This is a genomic window from Streptomyces sp. CNT372 (genome assembly GCF_000377145.1).
This window is the reverse complement of the sequence record NZ_KB897781.1, coordinates 89,272-105,537: the sequence shown is the minus strand read 5'-3', so window position 1 is coordinate 105,537 and position 16,266 is coordinate 89,272. Positions and strand designations below refer to the sequence as shown.

The following is a 16,266-nucleotide window of genomic DNA, read 5'->3' as shown; positions in this document are numbered from 1 at the left end:
GGGTTCCGCAACGAGCGTGCGCGCGCGGGGCCTCCCGCACGCGCACCACCGCCACCGAGGAGAGCGACCATGACGTCTGGCAGTGCGACGGAGAGGTTCCGGGCCGCACGGGACCTGCTGCTGCGGCACCGGGAGGACTGGGCGGCGGCCCGGGAGCACTTCGCCTGGCCCCGGTTCGAGCACTTCAACTGGGCGCTGGACTGGTTCGACGCCATCGCCGAGGGCAACGACCGCACCGCCCTGCACCTCGTCGAGGAGGACGGCACCGAGACCCGGGTGGGCTTCGCGGAGCTCGCGGCCCGGTCGAACCGCACCGCGAACTGGCTCCGCGCGCGGGGCGTCGCCGCCGGCGACCGGATCCTCGTGATGCTCGGCAACCAGGCCGAACTGTGGGAGACCGCCCTCGCCGCGATGAAGCTGCGGGCCGTCGTGATCCCCGCGACCCCGCTGCTCGGCCCCGCCGATCTGCGCGACCGCGTCGACCGCGGCCGGGTCCGGCACGTCCTGGCGCGCTCCGCCGACGCCGCCAAGTTCGACGAGGTCCCCGGCGCCTACACCCGGATCGCCGTCGGCCCGCCCGTGGCCGGCTGGCTGCCGTACGCGGAGAACGCCACCGCCCCCGAAGCGTTCGCACCGGACGGGCCGACCCGGGCCGGCGACCCGCTGATGCTCTACTTCACCTCCGGCACCACCGCCCGGCCCAAACTCGTCGAGCACTCCCACGTCTCCTACCCCGTGGGCCACCTCGCCACCATGTACTGGATCGGCCTGCGCCCCGGCGACGTGCACCTGAACATCTCCTCGCCCGGCTGGGCCAAGCACGCCTGGTCCAACCTCTTCGCCCCCTGGAACGCCGAGGCGACCGTCTTCGTGCACCACTACACCCGCTTCGACGCGGCCCGCCTGATGGCCGAGATGGACCGGCACGGTGTCACCAGCTTCTGCGCCCCGCCGACGGTGTGGCGCATGCTCATCCAGGCCGACCTGAGCGCCCTGGCCGTCCCGCCGCGCGAGGTCGTCGCGGCGGGCGAGCCGCTGAACCCCGAGGTCATCGAGACCGTCCGGCGGGCCTGGGGCGTCACGATCCGGGACGGCTTCGGCCAGACCGAGACCGCCGTCCAGGTCTCCAACAGCCCCGGCCAGCCGCTGAAGACGGGCTCCATGGGACGCCCCGGCCCCGGGTACACCATCACCCTCCTCGACCCGGTCACCGGCGAACCCGGCGCCGAGGAGGGCGAGATCGCCGTCGACCTGTCGGACGACCCGGTCGGCGTGATGACCGGCTACCACGGCGACCCCGAGCGCACGGCCGAGGCGATGGCCGGGGGCTACTACCGCACCGGCGACATCGGCTCCCGGGACGCGGACGGCTACCTCACCTATGTGGGCCGCTCCGACGACGTGTTCAAGGCCAGCGACTACAAGATCAGCCCCTTCGAGCTGGAGAGCGCCCTCCTGGAGCACGAGGCCGTCGCCGAGGCGGCCGTGGTCCCCGCGCCCGACCCGGTGCGGCTCGCCGTCCCGAAGGCGTACATCGTCCTGGCGGACGGCTGGGAGCCCGGCCCCGACACCGCGAAGGTGCTGTTCGCCCACGCGCGGGCCGTCCTCGCGCCCTACAAGCGCGTCCGGCGGATCGAGTTCGCCGACCTGCCCAAGACCGTGTCCGGGAAGATCCGCAGGGTCGAGCTGCGCCGGCTGACGGCCGAGGGCTCGACCGCCGAGTACACCGAAGGAGACCTCCGTTGAGCGACACCACCAGCGCTCCCACCGGCCCGCCGCCCTCCTACGCCCACGGCACCTCCGCCACGCCCCTCCTCGGCGAGACCATCGGGGCGAACCTGGACCGCACGGCGGCCCGCTGGCCGGACCGGGAGGCCCTGGTCGACGTCGCCGAGGGCACCCGGTGGACCTACGCCGAGTTCGCAGGGGCCGTGCGGCAGCTCGCCCGCGGCTTCCTCGGACTCGGCGTCGCCAAGGGGGACCGGGTCGGCATCTGGGCCGTCAACTGCTCGGACTGGGTGATGGTCCAGTACGCCACCGCCCGCGTCGGCGCCGTCCTGGTCAACATCAACCCCGCCTACCGGGCCCATGAGCTGGAGTACGTCCTCAACCAGGCCGGGGTCTCGGTCCTGATCGCCTCACAGACCCACAGGACCAGCGACTACCGCGCCATGGTGGCATCGGTGCGCGGCTCCGTCCCCGGCCTGCGGTCCGCGCACTTCATCGGCGACGGGTCCCGGGACCAGCTGCTCGACGCGGCCCGGGACGTCACCGACGCCCAACTGGCGGCGCGCGAAGCCGAGTTGTCGTGCGACGACCCGGTGAACATCCAGTACACCTCCGGGACCACCGGCTTCCCCAAGGGCGCCACCCTCTCCCACCACAACATCCTCAACAACGGCTACTTCGTGGGGGAGACCCTCGGCTACACCGAGCAGGACCGCGTCTGCCTGCCGGTACCCTTCTATCACTGCTTCGGCATGGTCATGGGCAATCTCGCCGCCACGTCACACGGCGCCTGCATGGTGATCCCCGCCCCCTCCTTCGACCCGGCGGCCACCCTGCGCGCCGTGCAGCAGGAGCGCTGCACCTCCCTCTACGGCGTGCCGACCATGTTCATCGCCGAGCTGAACCTCCCCGACTTCGCCGCCTACGACCTCAGCAGCCTGCGCACCGGGATCATGGCCGGATCGCCCTGCCCCGTCGAGGTGATGAAGCGGGTCGTGGGGGAGATGCACATGGCCGAGGTGTCGATCTGCTACGGCATGACCGAGACCTCGCCCGTCTCCACCCAGACCCGGCGCGACGACGACCTGGAGCGGCGCACCGCCACCGTCGGCCGGGTGCTGCCGCACGTCGAGGTCAAGATCGTCGACCCGGTCACCGGCACCACCGTGCCGCGCGGCGAGGCCGGCGAACTGTGCACCCGCGGCTACAGCGTGATGCTCGGCTACTGGGAGGAGCCGGAGAAGACCGCCGAGGCGATCGACGCGGGCCGCTGGATGCACACCGGCGACCTCGCGGTGATGCGCGAGGACGACTGCGTCCAGATCGTCGGCCGCATCAAGGACATGATCATCCGGGGCGGGGAGAACGTGTACCCGCGCGAGATCGAGGAGTTCCTCTACGCCCACCCGAAGATCGCCGATGTGCAGGTGGTCGGGGTCCCCGACGAGCGGTACGGCGAGGAGATCCTCGCGTGCGTGATCCCGCGCGACCCGGCCGACGCGCCCACCCTGGAGGAGATCACCGCCTTCTGCCGCGAGCGCCTGGCCCACTACAAGGTGCCCCGCCGCCTGGAGGTCCTGGACACCTTCCCGATGACGGTGAGCGGCAAGGTCCGCAAGGTCGAACTGCGCGGCCGCTACGGGGGCTGAACCGTGCCGGCCGTCGTCGGTCCGCGGCACCAGCCGCCCGGCGGCGACGCGGACCCCTGGGAGGTGTCCGGCCCGGGCGCGTCAGCGCGTCCCTGCCAGTCGCGCGGCGCGGCGGGTGGCGGACGCCTCGCCGCTCAGACCGCGCGGGCGATCAGTTCGTCGGCGGGGGCGTTCACCGGCTGCGGGGAGCCCGTGAGGTCCATGACGAACAGGGGGACGCCCAGGGCGTCCGCACGGGCGCGGGCCGCGTCCGCGTAGCCCGCGAGGGAGAAGAAGACGCTCTGCGCCGACGCGTTGAGGCCGTTCAGCCAGAGGCACTCGACATCGCGCAGGGTGGCGGGCCGGGTCGAGGCGTCGACCTGGGCGACGACCCCGGAACCGCGCAGATCGATGCCGGAGAGGGGGCGCTGGTCGGGCTGGAGGACGTCGGTGAAGCCGAGCCAGCGCAGATACATCGCCGCCGCCGTGACCGCGTCGCGCGCGGTGCGGATGGTGACCGGGCGGAAGGTGGGGCGGGGGCGGGCGGAGGTGCGGGGCAGGGGGATGTGCGCGGGGCCGGGTACGGCCGCCGCGCGGTGTTCGTCGGAGGGCTCCCCGTCCGGCGTGAGGAGGTGGGGCGCCGAGCCGGTCTCCGCCGGGGCGGGCGGCACGGACGCGCCCACCGGGCGGACCGCGATCCGCAGCACCGTCCCGCAGGGGCAGCCCAGTTCAGGCTGCGGCCACGCGTCCTGGCGGTCGCAGTCGGGGCAGTGGACCGTCACCCAGTCGTCCGTCCAGGTGCGGTGGACGATCGGCACCGGCGGCGCGCCCGGGAGCAGCGGCGGGACGAGCGGGGCTCCGCAGGCGCACGGATAGACCGGCGGCGCGTACAGATGGTCGCGCCGGCAGGACGGGCAGCGGACCGGCACGCTCTCGATCATCGTGGCACCTTCCTCCGGGGCCGGCTGCGGCCGGGAACCCGGGTCCTTCGTCCGCCCTCCCCGGGGGCGGTACCGGTCCATCGTCCACCACCGGCGCGCGGTTGGCGAGGCACTTCCCGGACTGCGCCCCCTCGTGCGCCCCGGCGGCGCCCTGGTGCGCGGTGCGTTCGCCGGGGCGTTCGCCGGGGTGTTCGCCGGGGTGTTCGCCGCTGTGCTCGTCCGCGTGCGCGTTCCCCGGGTGTCCGTCCGGCGGGCGGTCCCTTGACGGCGCATCGGCAACGTTCTAAATTGCTTCCGTATAGCAGAACTGTACTTCCGTAATACGGAAAACTGACAGAACGCCGACGCGGGACCGCCGCTCTCAGGTGGCGCGACAGAGCCCGATCCCGAAGGCCGGAGCAGGAGCACCCCATGCCTCGTATGACCGCCGCCCGAGCGGCCGTTGAGATCCTCAAGCGTGAAGGCGTCACCCACGCGTTCGGAGTGCCGGGCGCCGCGATCAACCCCTTCTACAAGGCGCTCCAGGAGGGGGGCGGTGTCGACCACACCCTCGCCCGCCATGTCGAGGGCGCGTCCCACATGGCGGAGGGCTACACCCGCACCCACCCGGGGAACATCGGCGTCTGCATCGGCACCTCGGGCCCGGCCGGCACCGACATGATCACCGGCCTGTACTCGGCCATCGGCGACTCCATCCCGATCCTCTGCATCACCGGCCAGGCGCCCACCCACGTGATCCACAAAGAGGACTTCCAGGCCGTCGACATCGCCTCGATCGCCGCCCCGGTCACCAAGGCGGCCACCACCGTCCTGGAGGCCGCGCAGGTCCCGGGCGTCTTCCAGCAGGCGTTCCACCTGATGCGCTCCGGCCGCCCCGGCCCGGTCCTCATCGACCTGCCCATCGACGTCCAGCTCACCGAGATCGAGTTCGACCCGGAGACCTACGAGCCGCTGCCGGTCTACAAGCCCGCCGCGACCCGCGCCCAGATCGAGAAGGCGATCGGCTTCCTGCTGGAGTCTCGGCGCCCGCTGATCGTCGCCGGCGGCGGGGTCATCACCGCCGACGCCACCGGCCTGCTGGTCGAGTTCGCCGAGATCACCGGCACCCCCGTCATCCCGACCCTGATGGGCTGGGGCTCGCTGCCCGACGACCACGAGCTGAACGCGGGCATGGTCGGCGTCCAGACCTCGCACCGCTACGGCAACGCGACCTTCCTGGAGTCGGACTTCGTCCTCGGTATCGGCAACCGCTGGGCCAACCGCCACACCGGCTACAAGCTGGACGTCTACCGCGGCGAGCGAAAGTTCGTCCACGTCGACATCGAGCCCACCCAGATCGGCAAGATCTTCGCCCCGGACTACGGCATCGCCTCCGACGCGAAGGCCGCCCTGGAGCTGTTCGTCGAGGTCGCGCGCGAGCTGAAGGCGGCCGGGAAACTGCCCGACCGCTCCGCCTGGATCGCCTCCGCGCAGGAGCGCAAGGCCACCCTCCAGCGGCGCACCCACTTCGACAACGTGCCGCTGAAGCCGCAGCGCGTCTACGAGGAGATGAACCGGGCCTTCGGCCCGGAGACCCGCTACGTCACCACCATCGGCCTCTCCCAGATCGCCGGCGCGCAGATGCTGCACGTCTACAAGCCGCGCCACTGGATCAACTGCGGCCAGGCCGGCCCCCTCGGCTGGACCGTCCCGGCCGCGCTCGGCGTCGCCAAGGCCGACCCCGAGGCGCAGGTCGTCGCCCTCTCCGGCGACTACGACTTCCAGTTCATGATCGAGGAGCTGGCGGTCGGCGCCCAGCACCGCATCCCCTACGTCCACGTCCTGGTCAACAACAGCTACCTGGGCCTGATCCGCCAGGCGCAGATCGGACTGGACATCAACTTCCAGGTCAACCTGGAGTTCGAGAACATCAACGCGCCCGAACTCGGCGTCTACGGCGTGGACCACGTCAAGGTCGTCGAGGGACTCGGCTGCAAGGCGATCCGCGTCACCGAGCCGGACGAGCTGCTGCCCGCCCTGGAGCAGGCGAAGAAGCTCGCGGCGGAGTACCGGGTCCCGGTCGTGGTCGAGGCGATCCTGGAGCGGATCACCAATATCTCGATGAGCCGCACCATGGACATCAGCGACATCTCCGAGTTCGAGGAGCTGGCCACCGAGCCGGGCCACGCCCCGACGGCGATCAAGCCCCTGAAGGTCTGACCCCGCGCCTGTTCCCCCGAGGGCCCGTTCCGCACCCGTGGAACGGGCCCTCGGGCGTTCCGCCGCGATCCCCCTGCCCGGCCCCGGGAAGCCCCCGCGCCGCGCCACCCCGCCGGGCTCACGGGCCGGCCACGGGCCGCCCGAGGCCGGCCGCTAAGGTCTGCGGCCATGACCGAACCACCGGGCGAGACCTGGCCCGAACCCCCGCTCGCCGGCACCGAGGCGGCGGCCGTCCTCGGTGCCCTGGAGCGCCGGCGGGCGACCCTGGCCTGGAAGTGCTCCGGCCTGGACGCCGAGGGCCTGCGCGCCACCCTCGGCGCGTCCGCCGTCACCCTGGGCGGCCTCCTCAAGCACCTGGCGCATGTGGAGGACAGCCACTTCGCACGCCTCTGGCTCGGCACCCCCGTCGGTCCTCCCTGGGCCACGGTCGACTGGGACGCCACACCCGACTGGGACTACCGTTCCGCCGCCGAGGACACCCCGGAGCAACTGCGCGCCCTCTGGCGGGAGTCCGTCGCCCGCTCCCGTGCCGTCGTCGACGAGGCACTGCGCACGGGCGGACTGGAGAAGCTCGGCGCCTTCACCACCCCCAGCGGTGAGCGCCCCAATCTGCGCCGTATCCTCCTGGACCTGGTCGAGGAGTACGCCCGCCACGCGGGCCACGCCGACCTCGTCCGCGAGTCCGTGGACGGGCTCACGGGGGAGGACCCGCCGCGGTGAGCCCAGGGCGCCCGCACGCCCGGGGGCCCGCTGTGCGGGTGCCGGACATGGATCAGGGCCCGGCCTCTGTGCGAAGGCCGAGCCCTGATCGACGAGCAGGATGTACGGGACCGTAAACCGACACCTGCCCGGGCCGGGAAACCGGGGGAGGGGGACGTGGTGCCGCCCGACGGTGCGAGGCTGGCGCGACAGGACGTTCGCACCGCCGGGCGGAGTCTGTGGTTCCCGGAGCGGGCTCCGGGAGTGACGGGCTGGGACCGCGGCGGGGCGATCGGCTGCGCCGGCGCACCTCACGTCACGTCGGAGAGGGTCCGGCGGCCTTCACCACCGCACTGGCATCGCTCTTCCGCCGCGGTCCTCGCCACGGCCTGCCCCCGGGGAGCGTCCGGCGGATGGGTGTCCGGACACCCCCGCGGCCCGCGCCGGTTCATGCCGGGCGCGTGGGCCGTGGGGACAGGGTGGGGCCACGCCGCGCGACCACCCCTCATCGGGTCGCGCGGCGCGGGTTCGGGTCGCGTCCGCGACAGCGTGCTGTCCGCCCGGACGGCGGGTTCACGGTGTCGGGGACGCGTCCCGGCGCGCGGAGCGGACCTCCCACGGATGCTCCGCGCGCCGGCTGACGGGCCCTCAGTCCTCGCGCAGGGCGCGGACCGCTTCCGCCACGCGCTTGCCGTAGTCGGTGTCGGCGGCGTGGAAGTGGGCCAGGTTCTTCTCGATCACGTCCTCGCGGGTGACCTGGGAGAGGCCGCCCGCGATGTTCGCGACGAGACGCTGCTTCTCCTCCTCGGACATGAGCCGGTACAGCTCGCCCGCCTGGAAGAAGTGGTCGTCCTTGGCGTGCTCGGGCGCCGCGTGGGTGCCGGTCCAGCCGTGGATCGCGAGCGGCGCGGAGAGCGCGGCGTCGGTCTGGGCCGGGCCCGCGTACGAGTTGGGCTCGTAGTTCTTGTCGTGGCGGGAGCCGTTGCGGGTCGCCATGAAGCCGTCCCGCCCGTAGTTGTCCGCGCCGCCGTCGACCGCCTTCGGGGCGTTCACCGGCAGCTGGGTGTGGTTGACGCCGAGCCGGTAGCGGTGGGCGTCCGCGTAGGCGAACAGGCGGCCCTGGAGCATCTTGTCCGGGGACGGGCCGATGCCTGGCACGAAGTTGTTCGGCGAGAACGCGGCCTGCTCGACCTCGGCGAAGACGTTGTCCGGGTTGCGGTCGAGGACCAGCCGGCCCACCCGCTGGAGCGGGTAGTCCGCGTGCGGCCACACCTTGGTGAGGTCGAAGGGGTTGAAGCGGTACTCCGCCGCCTCGGCCGCCGGCATGATCTGCACGTACAGCGTCCAGGACGGGTTCACCCCGCGCTCGATCGCCTGGAGCAGGTCGGTCTGGTGCGAGTTGGCGTCCTTGCCGGCCAGTTCGGCGGCCTGCTCGGAGGAGAGGCAGCGGATGCCCTGGTTCGTCTTGAAGTGGTACTTGACGAAGAAGGCGTCGCCGGCCTCGTTGGTCCACTGGTAGGTGTGCGAACCGTAGCCGTTCATGTGCCGGTAGGAGGCCGGGATGCCGCGGTCGCCCATCAGCCAGGTCACCTGGTGGGTGGCCTCGGGGGCGTGCGCCCAGAAGTCCCAGACGTTGTCCGGCTCCTGCTTGCCCGTGAAGGGGTCGCGCTTCTGGGAGTGGATGAAGTCGGGGAACTTGATGGGGTCCTTGATGAAGAAGACCGGGGTGTTGTTGCCGACGAGGTCGTAGTTGCCCTCCTCGGTGTAGAACTTCAGCGCGAAGCCGCGCGGGTCGCGGACCGCGTCCGCGCCGCCGAGGGAGTCGGCCACGGTGGAGAAGCGCAGGAAGGTCTCGGTGCGCCGGCCGACCTCGGAGAGGAAGTCCGCCCGGGTGTAGGCGGTGACGTCGTCGGTGACCTCGAAGTACCCGTACGCGCCGGAGCCGCGGGCGTGCACCACGCGCTCCGGGATGCGCTCGCGGTTGAAGCGCGCCAGCTTCTCCAGCAGGTGCTGGTCCTGGAGGAGGAGCGGGCCACCGACGCCGGCGGTGGCGGAGTTCTGGTTGTCGGCGACGGGGGCGCCGGACTCGGTCGTAAGGACGCGCTTCGTCATGGGGTTCGGTCGACCTTCCGTACGGGCTGCACTGATGACGGCTTCGAGGGCTGACGGTTCGAGGAGAGTAGGTTTCCCGCGAAGAAAACGTCAACAGTTTGTTGAAAGTGAAGGAGGGTGTTCCGGCCGGCGCCGACGCCTGGGCGCGACAGGACAGGTGTCGGCGCCGACGCCGGCCGGGGTCCAGGGGCGGGCCGCGGTGCGCGCGGCCCGGGAGTGGGCCGGGGTGTGCGCGGCCCGGGGGTGGGCCGGGGTGTGCGCGGCCCGGGGGTGGGCCGGGGTGTGCGCGGCCCGGGGTTGGGCGCCCGGGCCCGGACCTGTGCGGTCCCGGACCGGGCGGCGGATCAGAGCTGCGCGCCGGAGAGGCGCTCGACGGAGCGCAGCAGGGCGGAGTGGTCGAGCCCGCCGTCGCCCTGGGCGCGCAGCGAGGCGACGAGCTGGGCGACGACCGAGCCGACGGGGAGAGCGGCGCCGACCGTGCGGGCCGCGTCCGTCACGATGCCCATGTCCTTGTGGTGCAGGTCGATCCGGAAGCCCGGCTTGAAGTCCCGGTTGAGGAAGTTGTCCTTCTTGCGGGTCAGCACCGTGGAACCGGCCAGACCGCCGTTGAGCACGTCCAGCGCGGCCGTCAGGTCCACACCGGACTTCTCCAGGAAGACCACGGCCTCGGCGCAGGCCTGGATGTTGACGGCCACGATCAGCTGGTTGGCCGCCTTCACCGTCTGGCCGGAGCCGTGCGGACCGCACAGCACGATCGTCTTGCCCAGCGCCTCCAGCAGCGGCTTCGCGGTGTCGAAGTCCGCCTGCTCGCCACCGACCATGATGGAGAGCACGGCCTCGATCGCGCCGGCCTCACCGCCGGACACCGGGGCGTCGAGCACCCGGACGCCCTTCTCCGCGGCGGCCTTCGCGAGGTCGATCGAGGTCTGCGGGGTGATCGAGGACATGTCGATCAGCAGCGCGCCGGCCTTCGCGTTCTCCAGGATGCCGTCCGGGCCGTAGGCGATGGCCTCGACCTGCGGGGAGGCGGGCACCATCGTGATCACGACGTCCGCGTCCCGGACCGCCTCGGCGATCGAGGAGGCGGCGGTGCCGCCGGCGGCCGCCAGGCGGTCCAGCTTGTCCTGCTCCAGCGTGTAGCCGGTGACGGCGTAGCCCGCCTTCAGCAGGTTCTCGGACATGGGGGAGCCCATGATGCCGAGGCCGATCCAGGCGACCTTCGGGTTGGAGGAGGAAGTGCTCATGAGGGTACCTCTCTGAAAAACGCTTCGGGGTGGGTCAGTTGGCCGCGCGGGCGCCGGCCGGGAGCCAGTCGAACGCCGCGGCGCCCGGGCGGTCGCCCGCCTTGTACTCCAGGCCGATCCAGCCCGTGTAGCCCGCCGCCGCCAGCTCGTCGAGGAGCTGCTCCAGCGGGAGGGAGCCGGTGCCGGGGGCGCCCCGGCCGGGGTTGTCGGCGATCTGGACGTGGCCGGTCTTGTCGGCGTACGCCTTGATGACCTGGGAGACGTCCTCGCCGTTCATGGACAGGTGGTAGACGTCCAGCAGGAACTTGGCGTTGCCGAGGCCGGTCGCCGCGTTCACCTTGTCCACGACCTCGATCGCGGCCGGGGCGCTCACCAGCGGGTAGAGCGGGGACTCCGGCTTGTTGAGGGTCTCCACGAGCAGGATCGCGCCGACGCGGTCGGCGGCCCGGGCCGCTAGGACCAGGTTCTCCAGCGCCAGGGCGTCCTGCACCTGCGGGTCCGCGCCGTCGACGCGGTTGCCGTAGAGGGCGTTGAGCGCCGTGCAGCCGACCGAGGCGGCGAAGTCCGCGGCGACCTCGATGTTGGCGCGGAAGCGGTCGGACTCCTCGCCCGGGAGGGAGAGGGCGCCGCGGTCCGGGCCGGGCAGTTCGCCGGCGTAGAAGTTCAGGCCCACCAGCTGTGTGCCGGCGTCGTCGAGCGCCTTCTTCAGGGCGTCGAGTTCGGCCTGCGGCGGGGTGGGGGTGTCGATCCAGGGCCACCACAGCTCGACCGCCGTGAAGCCCGCCGCGGCGGCTGCCGCGGGGCGCTCCAGGAGCGGGAGTTCCGTGAAGAGGATCGAGAGGTTCACATCGAAGCGCTGGTCTGCGTATCCCATGAGGGCCGTGCGCTCCTTCCGTATTGCGGAAGTTTCTTTCTGCTTAACGGAATTCTGTGCGGCGGTGAGCGAGCCTGTCAAGACGCCCCCGAGAAAAAGACCGCCCCCGGGCCCCGCGGAACCCGTCCGGAGCGCCGCTACCGTGGGGGCATGGTGCGACTGAGAGTGGAGTTCACGACCGAGCCGTTCGACCTCGACGAACCGCCGGCCCACGCGCTGGCGGCCCGCGACGTGGTCCAGGGCGCGGGGCTGGACCATGTGGACGTCGGCCCCTTCGGCAACACCGCCGAGGGCGGCGCCGACGCGGTACTGGGCGCGGTCGACACCCTGCTGCGCGAGGCCCTGAAGAACGGGGCGACCCGGGTGTCCCTCCAGGTCAACGTGGTGGGCGGCCCCGCGCAGGACGTGGCGGAGGGTCGGGGATGAGCGGCACCGGTGAGCAGGTGGACGCCCCCGGCGGCGCCCGGGGAGAGGCGGCGTTCGGGGAACACGCCCTCGCCCACGCGGTCAAACCGCTCGTCGACGCCATGGGCGGCGTCCTGATCACCCCCGGCGAGGCGCGGGACGACGACGTGGTGCTGAGCTGGGAGGGCGAGGAGGTCGTGGCCGTCCGCCTGCCGCAGCTCGCCGACTCCCTCGACCACATCCTCGCCGCGCTGGAACGCCGGCACGGCATGCCCCTCGCCGAACTGGACCGCCGGACCAAGCAGTCCGTCGTCCGCACCCTGGAGGCACGCGGTGCCTTCTCCGTCCGCCACGGTGTGGAGACGGTAGCGAGCGCCCTCGGCGTCAGCCGTTTCACCGTCTACAACTACCTGAACAGGGCGAACGCCTCCCAGGGCGGCACCTGACCGCCGCCCGGGAGCCGGTGCGAGGGGAGTGGCGGTTTGTTACCGCGATTTTTCAACAAAGTGTTGACGTCGACTTCGGCAGGGCGTTAGCTATCCGCAGCCCGTCCGACGTACCGAGAAGATCACGCCACGGAGGCTCCCGTGACTGAACTCCAGCATCCGGGCCTTGCCCGGTTCAACGCCTCCGAGGACCGTGCGGCCCTGGCCGCACTGCACGAGGTGTGCGCCTCCTCGGCCTGGGGCGGCAAGCTGCTCGCCCAGCGCCCCTACGCCGACGCCGAGGCGCTCTACCGGGCGAGTGACACCGCCACGGCCGAACTGAGTGCCGACGACCTCGCCGAGGCGATGGCCGGCCACCCGCCCATCGGCCGGCCCAAGCCCGGCGACCCGACCTCCGCCCGCGAGCAGAGCGGAATGGCCGGGGCGTCCGAGGACCTCAAGGCCGAGCTGCTCGAACTCAACCTGGCCTACCAGGACCGGTTCGGCCATGTCTTCCTGATCTGCGCCACCGGACGCACCGGCGAGCAGATGCGGGACGCCCTGCGGGAGCGGATCGGGAACACGCCCGAGCAGGAGCGCGCGATCGTGCGCACCGAACTCGGCAAGATCAACCGCATCCGGCTGGCCCGGCTGGCCGAGTCCGGCTGAACCTGGACGCGCCGCCCGCGGGCGGCGCCACCGCGTCCCGTCCGTGCCCGCCGGAGAGCCCTTCGAGCAGCCCCTGAGGGCCCTTCGGACCCTTCGGACCCTTCGAGGAAGAAGCGCATGAGCACCCACACCACCGCATCGGTGTCCACACACATCCTGGACACCAGCATCGGCCGCCCCGCCGAGGGCGTCGCCGTCTCCCTGTCGGCCCGACCGGGCCCCGGCGCGGAGTGGCAGGCGCTCGGAGGATCGGCGACCGACGCGGACGGGCGCTGCAAGGACCTGCCGGCACTGCCGGAGGGCACCACCCATGTACGTCTGGACTTCGCGACCGAGGAGTACTTCACCGGTCGCGAAGCCGCCACCACGCAAGCCGATGTGCAGCAGGACGCCCCCGCGAATCGGGACAGCGGTGCGCACGGAGCGTTCTTCCCGGAAGTGGCGATCACCTTCGCCGTCGTGCCGGGCGAGCACTACCACGTACCGCTGCTGCTCAACCCGTTCGGCTACTCCGTTTACCGAGGGAGCTAGCAGACAATGACAGCCAATCCCCGTCTCGCCCGTCCTGTGGTCCTGGGCCAGAACCAGTACGGCAAGGCCGAGAACCGCGTCGTCAAGATCACCCGCGACGGCGACACCCACCACATCAAGGACCTCAACGTCTCCGTCGCCCTCTCCGGCGACATGGAGGAGGTCCACTACTCCGGCTCCAACGCCAACGTCCTGCCGACCGACACCACCAAGAACACGGTGTACGCGTTCGCCAAGGAGTACGGCATCGAGTCCGCCGAGCAGTTCGGCATCCACCTCGCCCGCCACTTCGTCACCAGCCAGGAGCCGATCCATCGGGCGCGCATCCGCATCGAGGAGTACGCCTGGGAGCGGATCGAGACCTCCGACGGCAACTCGAAGTTCATCGGCGCCGACGAGGTCAAGCACTCCTTCGTCCGCAAGGGCCAGGAGACCCGTACCACCGAGATCACCTACGACGGCGAGAGCTGGCAGGTCATCTCCGGCCTCAAGGACCTGGTCGTGATGAACTCGACCAACTCCGAGTTCTGGGGTTACGTCAAGGACAAGTACACCACCCTCAAGGAGGCGTACGACCGGATCCTCGCCACCCAGGTCGCCGCCCAGTGGCGCTACAACTGGACCTCGGACGAGGACCGCATGCCCCACTGGGAGAAGTCCTACGCGCAGGCCAGGAAGCACATGCTCGAAGCCTTCGCCGAGACCTACTCCCTCTCCCTCCAGCAGACGCTGTACCAGATGGGCGCGCGGATCATCAACAGCCGCAGCGAGATCGACGAGATCCGCTTCTCCCTCCCCAACAAGCACCACTTCCTGGTGGACCTGGAGCCGTTCGGCCTCAAGAACGACAACGAGGTCTACTTCGCCGCCGACCGCCCGTACGGCCTCATCGAGGCCACCGTGCTGCGCGACGGCACCGAACCGCGGATACCGGTCGACATGACCAACCTCTGACCTCCGGCGGGCCGTTGCCGGACGGCCCCGCCCCCGACCCGGGGCGGGCCGTCCGGCCGGCGGTCCCCCGGGGGCGCGCCGGAGCGGCCGCCCCGCTCACCCGAGTCCGAAGCCGTCCCCGACCCGTCCCCGTCCCCGCTCCCCACCATCGCGGCACCCGCGGCCACCCGGCCGCGGCACTCAAAGTCTCCCAGGGTCCTGCCGTGCCCGTCCCGCCAGACACCGAGACAGAAGAAGGAAGCACCATGGCACCTTCGGCAGCCCCCGACGCCACCGCCGACGCCGCCTCCGCGCACGCCGAGCGCGTCGTGATCGAGAACTGCGCGATCGCCACCGTCGACGCGCAGGACACCGAGTACGCCTCCGGCCACATCGTGGTCGCCGGCAACCGCATCGAGTCGATCGGCGCCGGACCCGCCCCGGCAGGCCTGGCGAACGTCGTCCGCCGCGTCGACGCCACCGGCCACCTCGCCACCCCGGGTTTGGTCAACACCCACCACCACTTCTACCAGTGGATCACCCGGGGCCTGGCCACCGACCACAACCTCTTCAACTGGCTCGTCGCCCTCTACCCGACCTGGGCCCGCATCGACGAGTCCATGGCCCGCTCCGCCGCGCAGGGCTCCCTCGCGATGATGGCCCGCGGCGGCGTCACCACCGCCATGGACCACCACTACGTCTACCCGCGGGGCTCCGGCGACCTCTCCGGCGCGATCATCGGCGCCGCCCGCGAGATGGGCGTCCGCTTCACCCTCGCCCGCGGCTCCATGGACCGCAGCGAGAAGGACGGCGGCCTGCCCCCGGACTTCGCCGTCGAGACCCTCGAAGGCGCCCTCGCCGCCACCGAGGAGACCGTCCGCACCCACCACGACGCCTCCTTCGACGCCATGACCCAGGTCGCCGTCGCCCCCTGCTCCCCGTTCTCCATTTCCACCGAACTCCTCAAGCAGGGCGCCGAACTGGCCCGCCGCCTCGGCGTACGCCTCCACACCCACGGCTCGGAGACCGTGGAGGAGGAGAAGTGGTGCCACGAGCTGTTCGGGATGGGCCCCACCGACTACTTCGAGTCCACCGGCTGGCTCGGCGACGACGTGTGGATGGCGCACTGCGTCCACATGAACGACTCCGACATCGAGGCGTTCGCCCGCACCGGCACCGGCGTCGCCCACTGCCCCTCCTCCAACGCGCGTCTCGCCGCGGGCATCGCGCGCGTCCCCGACATGCTCGCCGCGGGCGTCCCCGTCGGCCTCGGCGTCGACGGAACCGCCTCCAACGAGTCCGGCGAACTCCACACCGAACTGCGCAACGCCCTCCTCATCAACCGCCTCGGCGCCCACCGCGAGGCCGCGCTCAACGCCCGCCAGGCGCTGCGGCTCGGCACCTACGGCGGCGCCCAGGTCCTCGGCCGCGCCGACGCGATCGGCTCCCTGGAGCCGGGCAAGGTCGCCGATGTGGTCCTCTGGAAGCTCGACACCCTCGCGCACTCCTCCATCGCCGACCCGGTCGTCGCCCTCGTCTTCGGCGCGGCGGCCCCCGTGACGCTCTCCCTCGTCGACGGCAAGCCGGTCGTCGAGGACGGCCGTCTGACGACGGTCGACGAGGACGCCATCGCCCGCAGCACGCGGGACGAGGCACAGCGCCTCGCGCGGATCGCCGCGCAGGGCTGACCCCGAAAGGCTCCGGTCGGGGGGGACGGCCCCCGGCCGGCGTGCCGCGGACCCGAGCGGGGCCCGCGGCAGCCGGAACCGGGGGCGGGTACGCCCGTCGTACGCGCCCCCGGGGACGGTGACTCGTGTCAACCGCGCACGCGCGTTTCCGCGTTGTGCGTCACGCATCACGCGTCACGCACAGAGCAGG

The 16,266-nt window shown here is 71.9% G+C and carries 14 protein-coding genes; 10 read left to right on the top strand and 4 right to left on the bottom strand.

Annotated features, from left to right (window positions below; translation table 11 throughout):
• Positions 1-69: 69 nt before the first annotated feature.
• Positions 70-1,746, top strand: a complete 1,677-nt coding sequence (locus C593_RS0113335; protein WP_018847789.1) for an AMP-binding protein — start codon at positions 70-72, stop codon at positions 1,744-1,746.
• Positions 1,743-3,377: an AMP-binding protein gene (locus tag C593_RS0113330; protein ID WP_018847788.1), complete on the top strand. Its 1,635-nt coding sequence runs from the start codon at positions 1,743-1,745 to the stop codon at positions 3,375-3,377. The genes C593_RS0113335 and C593_RS0113330 overlap by 4 nt, the downstream gene beginning before the upstream one ends.
• Positions 3,378-3,511: 134 nt before the next feature.
• Here C593_RS0113330 and C593_RS0113325 read toward each other — a convergent pair whose 3' ends face one another.
• Positions 3,512-4,294 carry a hypothetical protein gene (locus C593_RS0113325; protein ID WP_026277655.1) on the bottom strand — a complete coding sequence of 261 codons (783 nt, stop codon included), beginning with the start codon at positions 4,292-4,294 and terminating at the stop codon, positions 3,512-3,514.
• A 423-nt stretch (positions 4,295-4,717) separates the two neighbouring features.
• On the opposite strand from C593_RS0113325, the gene gcl reads away from it, so the two are divergent.
• Positions 4,718-6,496 carry a glyoxylate carboligase gene (gene gcl / locus C593_RS0113315; RefSeq protein WP_018847785.1) on the top strand — a complete coding sequence of 593 codons (1,779 nt, stop codon included), beginning with the start codon at positions 4,718-4,720 and terminating at the stop codon, positions 6,494-6,496.
• 168 nt (positions 6,497-6,664) lie between these two features.
• On the top strand, positions 6,665-7,216 hold the full coding sequence (locus C593_RS0113310; RefSeq protein WP_018847784.1) for a DinB family protein: 552 nt from the start codon (positions 6,665-6,667) through the stop codon (positions 7,214-7,216).
• Positions 7,217-7,843: 627 nt separating this feature from the next.
• Here C593_RS0113310 and C593_RS0113305 read toward each other — a convergent pair.
• The 3 genes from C593_RS0113305 to C593_RS0113295 all read right to left on the bottom strand — a co-directional run bounded on the left by C593_RS0113305 (position 7,844) and on the right by C593_RS0113295 (position 11,425).
• Positions 7,844-9,307, bottom strand: coding sequence for a catalase (locus C593_RS0113305; RefSeq protein WP_018847783.1), 1,464 nt, complete (start codon positions 9,305-9,307; stop codon positions 7,844-7,846).
• 344 nt (positions 9,308-9,651) lie between these two features.
• Positions 9,652-10,551 (bottom strand): 2-hydroxy-3-oxopropionate reductase, encoded by a 900-nt coding sequence (locus tag C593_RS0113300; RefSeq protein ID WP_018847782.1) that lies wholly within the window; start codon positions 10,549-10,551, stop codon positions 9,652-9,654.
• 34 nt (positions 10,552-10,585) lie between these two features.
• Complete coding sequence (locus tag C593_RS0113295) at positions 10,586-11,425, bottom strand: TIM barrel protein (protein ID WP_018847781.1); 840 nt, start codon at positions 11,423-11,425, stop codon at positions 10,586-10,588.
• 153 nt (positions 11,426-11,578) lie between these two features.
• On the opposite strand from C593_RS0113295, the gene C593_RS0113290 reads away from it, so the two are divergent.
• The 6 genes from C593_RS0113290 (at position 11,579) to C593_RS0113265 (ending at position 16,076) form a co-directional block, all read left to right on the top strand.
• Positions 11,579-11,851 carry a YkoF family thiamine-binding protein gene (locus C593_RS0113290; protein ID WP_037745796.1) on the top strand — a complete coding sequence of 91 codons (273 nt, stop codon included), beginning with the start codon at positions 11,579-11,581 and terminating at the stop codon, positions 11,849-11,851.
• A gap of 101 nt (positions 11,852-11,952) precedes the next feature.
• On the top strand, positions 11,953-12,276 hold the full coding sequence (locus C593_RS0113285) for a helix-turn-helix domain-containing protein (RefSeq protein WP_051093694.1): 324 nt from the start codon (positions 11,953-11,955) through the stop codon (positions 12,274-12,276).
• Between the two features lie 141 nt (positions 12,277-12,417).
• Positions 12,418-12,924: a 2-oxo-4-hydroxy-4-carboxy-5-ureidoimidazoline decarboxylase gene (gene uraD, locus C593_RS33750; protein ID WP_018847778.1), complete on the top strand. Its 507-nt coding sequence runs from the start codon at positions 12,418-12,420 to the stop codon at positions 12,922-12,924.
• Between the two features lie 117 nt (positions 12,925-13,041).
• Positions 13,042-13,455 carry a hydroxyisourate hydrolase gene (gene uraH, locus C593_RS33745; RefSeq protein WP_018847777.1) on the top strand — a complete coding sequence of 138 codons (414 nt, stop codon included), beginning with the start codon at positions 13,042-13,044 and terminating at the stop codon, positions 13,453-13,455.
• A gap of 6 nt (positions 13,456-13,461) precedes the next feature.
• Positions 13,462-14,409, top strand: coding sequence for a factor-independent urate hydroxylase (gene pucL / locus C593_RS0113270; protein WP_026277653.1), 948 nt, complete (start codon positions 13,462-13,464; stop codon positions 14,407-14,409).
• A gap of 245 nt (positions 14,410-14,654) precedes the next feature.
• Positions 14,655-16,076 (top strand): 8-oxoguanine deaminase, encoded by a 1,422-nt coding sequence (locus C593_RS0113265; protein WP_018847775.1) that lies wholly within the window; start codon positions 14,655-14,657, stop codon positions 16,074-16,076.
• Positions 16,077-16,266: the final 190 nt, after the last annotated feature.

Excerpts from the sequence above, each read along its gene's own strand:
- C593_RS0113295 (WP_018847781.1), bottom strand. The coding sequence starts at position 11,425 with ATGGGATACGCAGACCAGCGCTTCGATGTGAACCTCTCGATCCTCTTC.
- uraH (WP_018847777.1), top strand. The coding sequence starts at position 13,042 with ATGAGCACCCACACCACCGCATCGGTGTCCACACACATCCTGGACACC.
- C593_RS0113265 (WP_018847775.1), top strand. The coding sequence starts at position 14,655 with ATGGCACCTTCGGCAGCCCCCGACGCCACCGCCGACGCCGCCTCCGCG.
- pucL (WP_026277653.1), top strand. The coding sequence starts at position 13,462 with ATGACAGCCAATCCCCGTCTCGCCCGTCCTGTGGTCCTGGGCCAGAAC.
- C593_RS0113310 (WP_018847784.1), top strand. The coding sequence starts at position 6,665 with ATGACCGAACCACCGGGCGAGACCTGGCCCGAACCCCCGCTCGCCGGC.
- C593_RS0113335 (WP_018847789.1), top strand. The coding sequence starts at position 70 with ATGACGTCTGGCAGTGCGACGGAGAGGTTCCGGGCCGCACGGGACCTG.
- C593_RS0113300 (WP_018847782.1), bottom strand. The coding sequence starts at position 10,551 with ATGAGCACTTCCTCCTCCAACCCGAAGGTCGCCTGGATCGGCCTCGGC.
- C593_RS0113285 (WP_051093694.1), top strand. The coding sequence starts at position 11,953 with ATGGGCGGCGTCCTGATCACCCCCGGCGAGGCGCGGGACGACGACGTG.
- C593_RS0113305 (WP_018847783.1), bottom strand. The coding sequence starts at position 9,307 with ATGACGAAGCGCGTCCTTACGACCGAGTCCGGCGCCCCCGTCGCCGAC.
- gcl (WP_018847785.1), top strand. The coding sequence starts at position 4,718 with ATGACCGCCGCCCGAGCGGCCGTTGAGATCCTCAAGCGTGAAGGCGTC.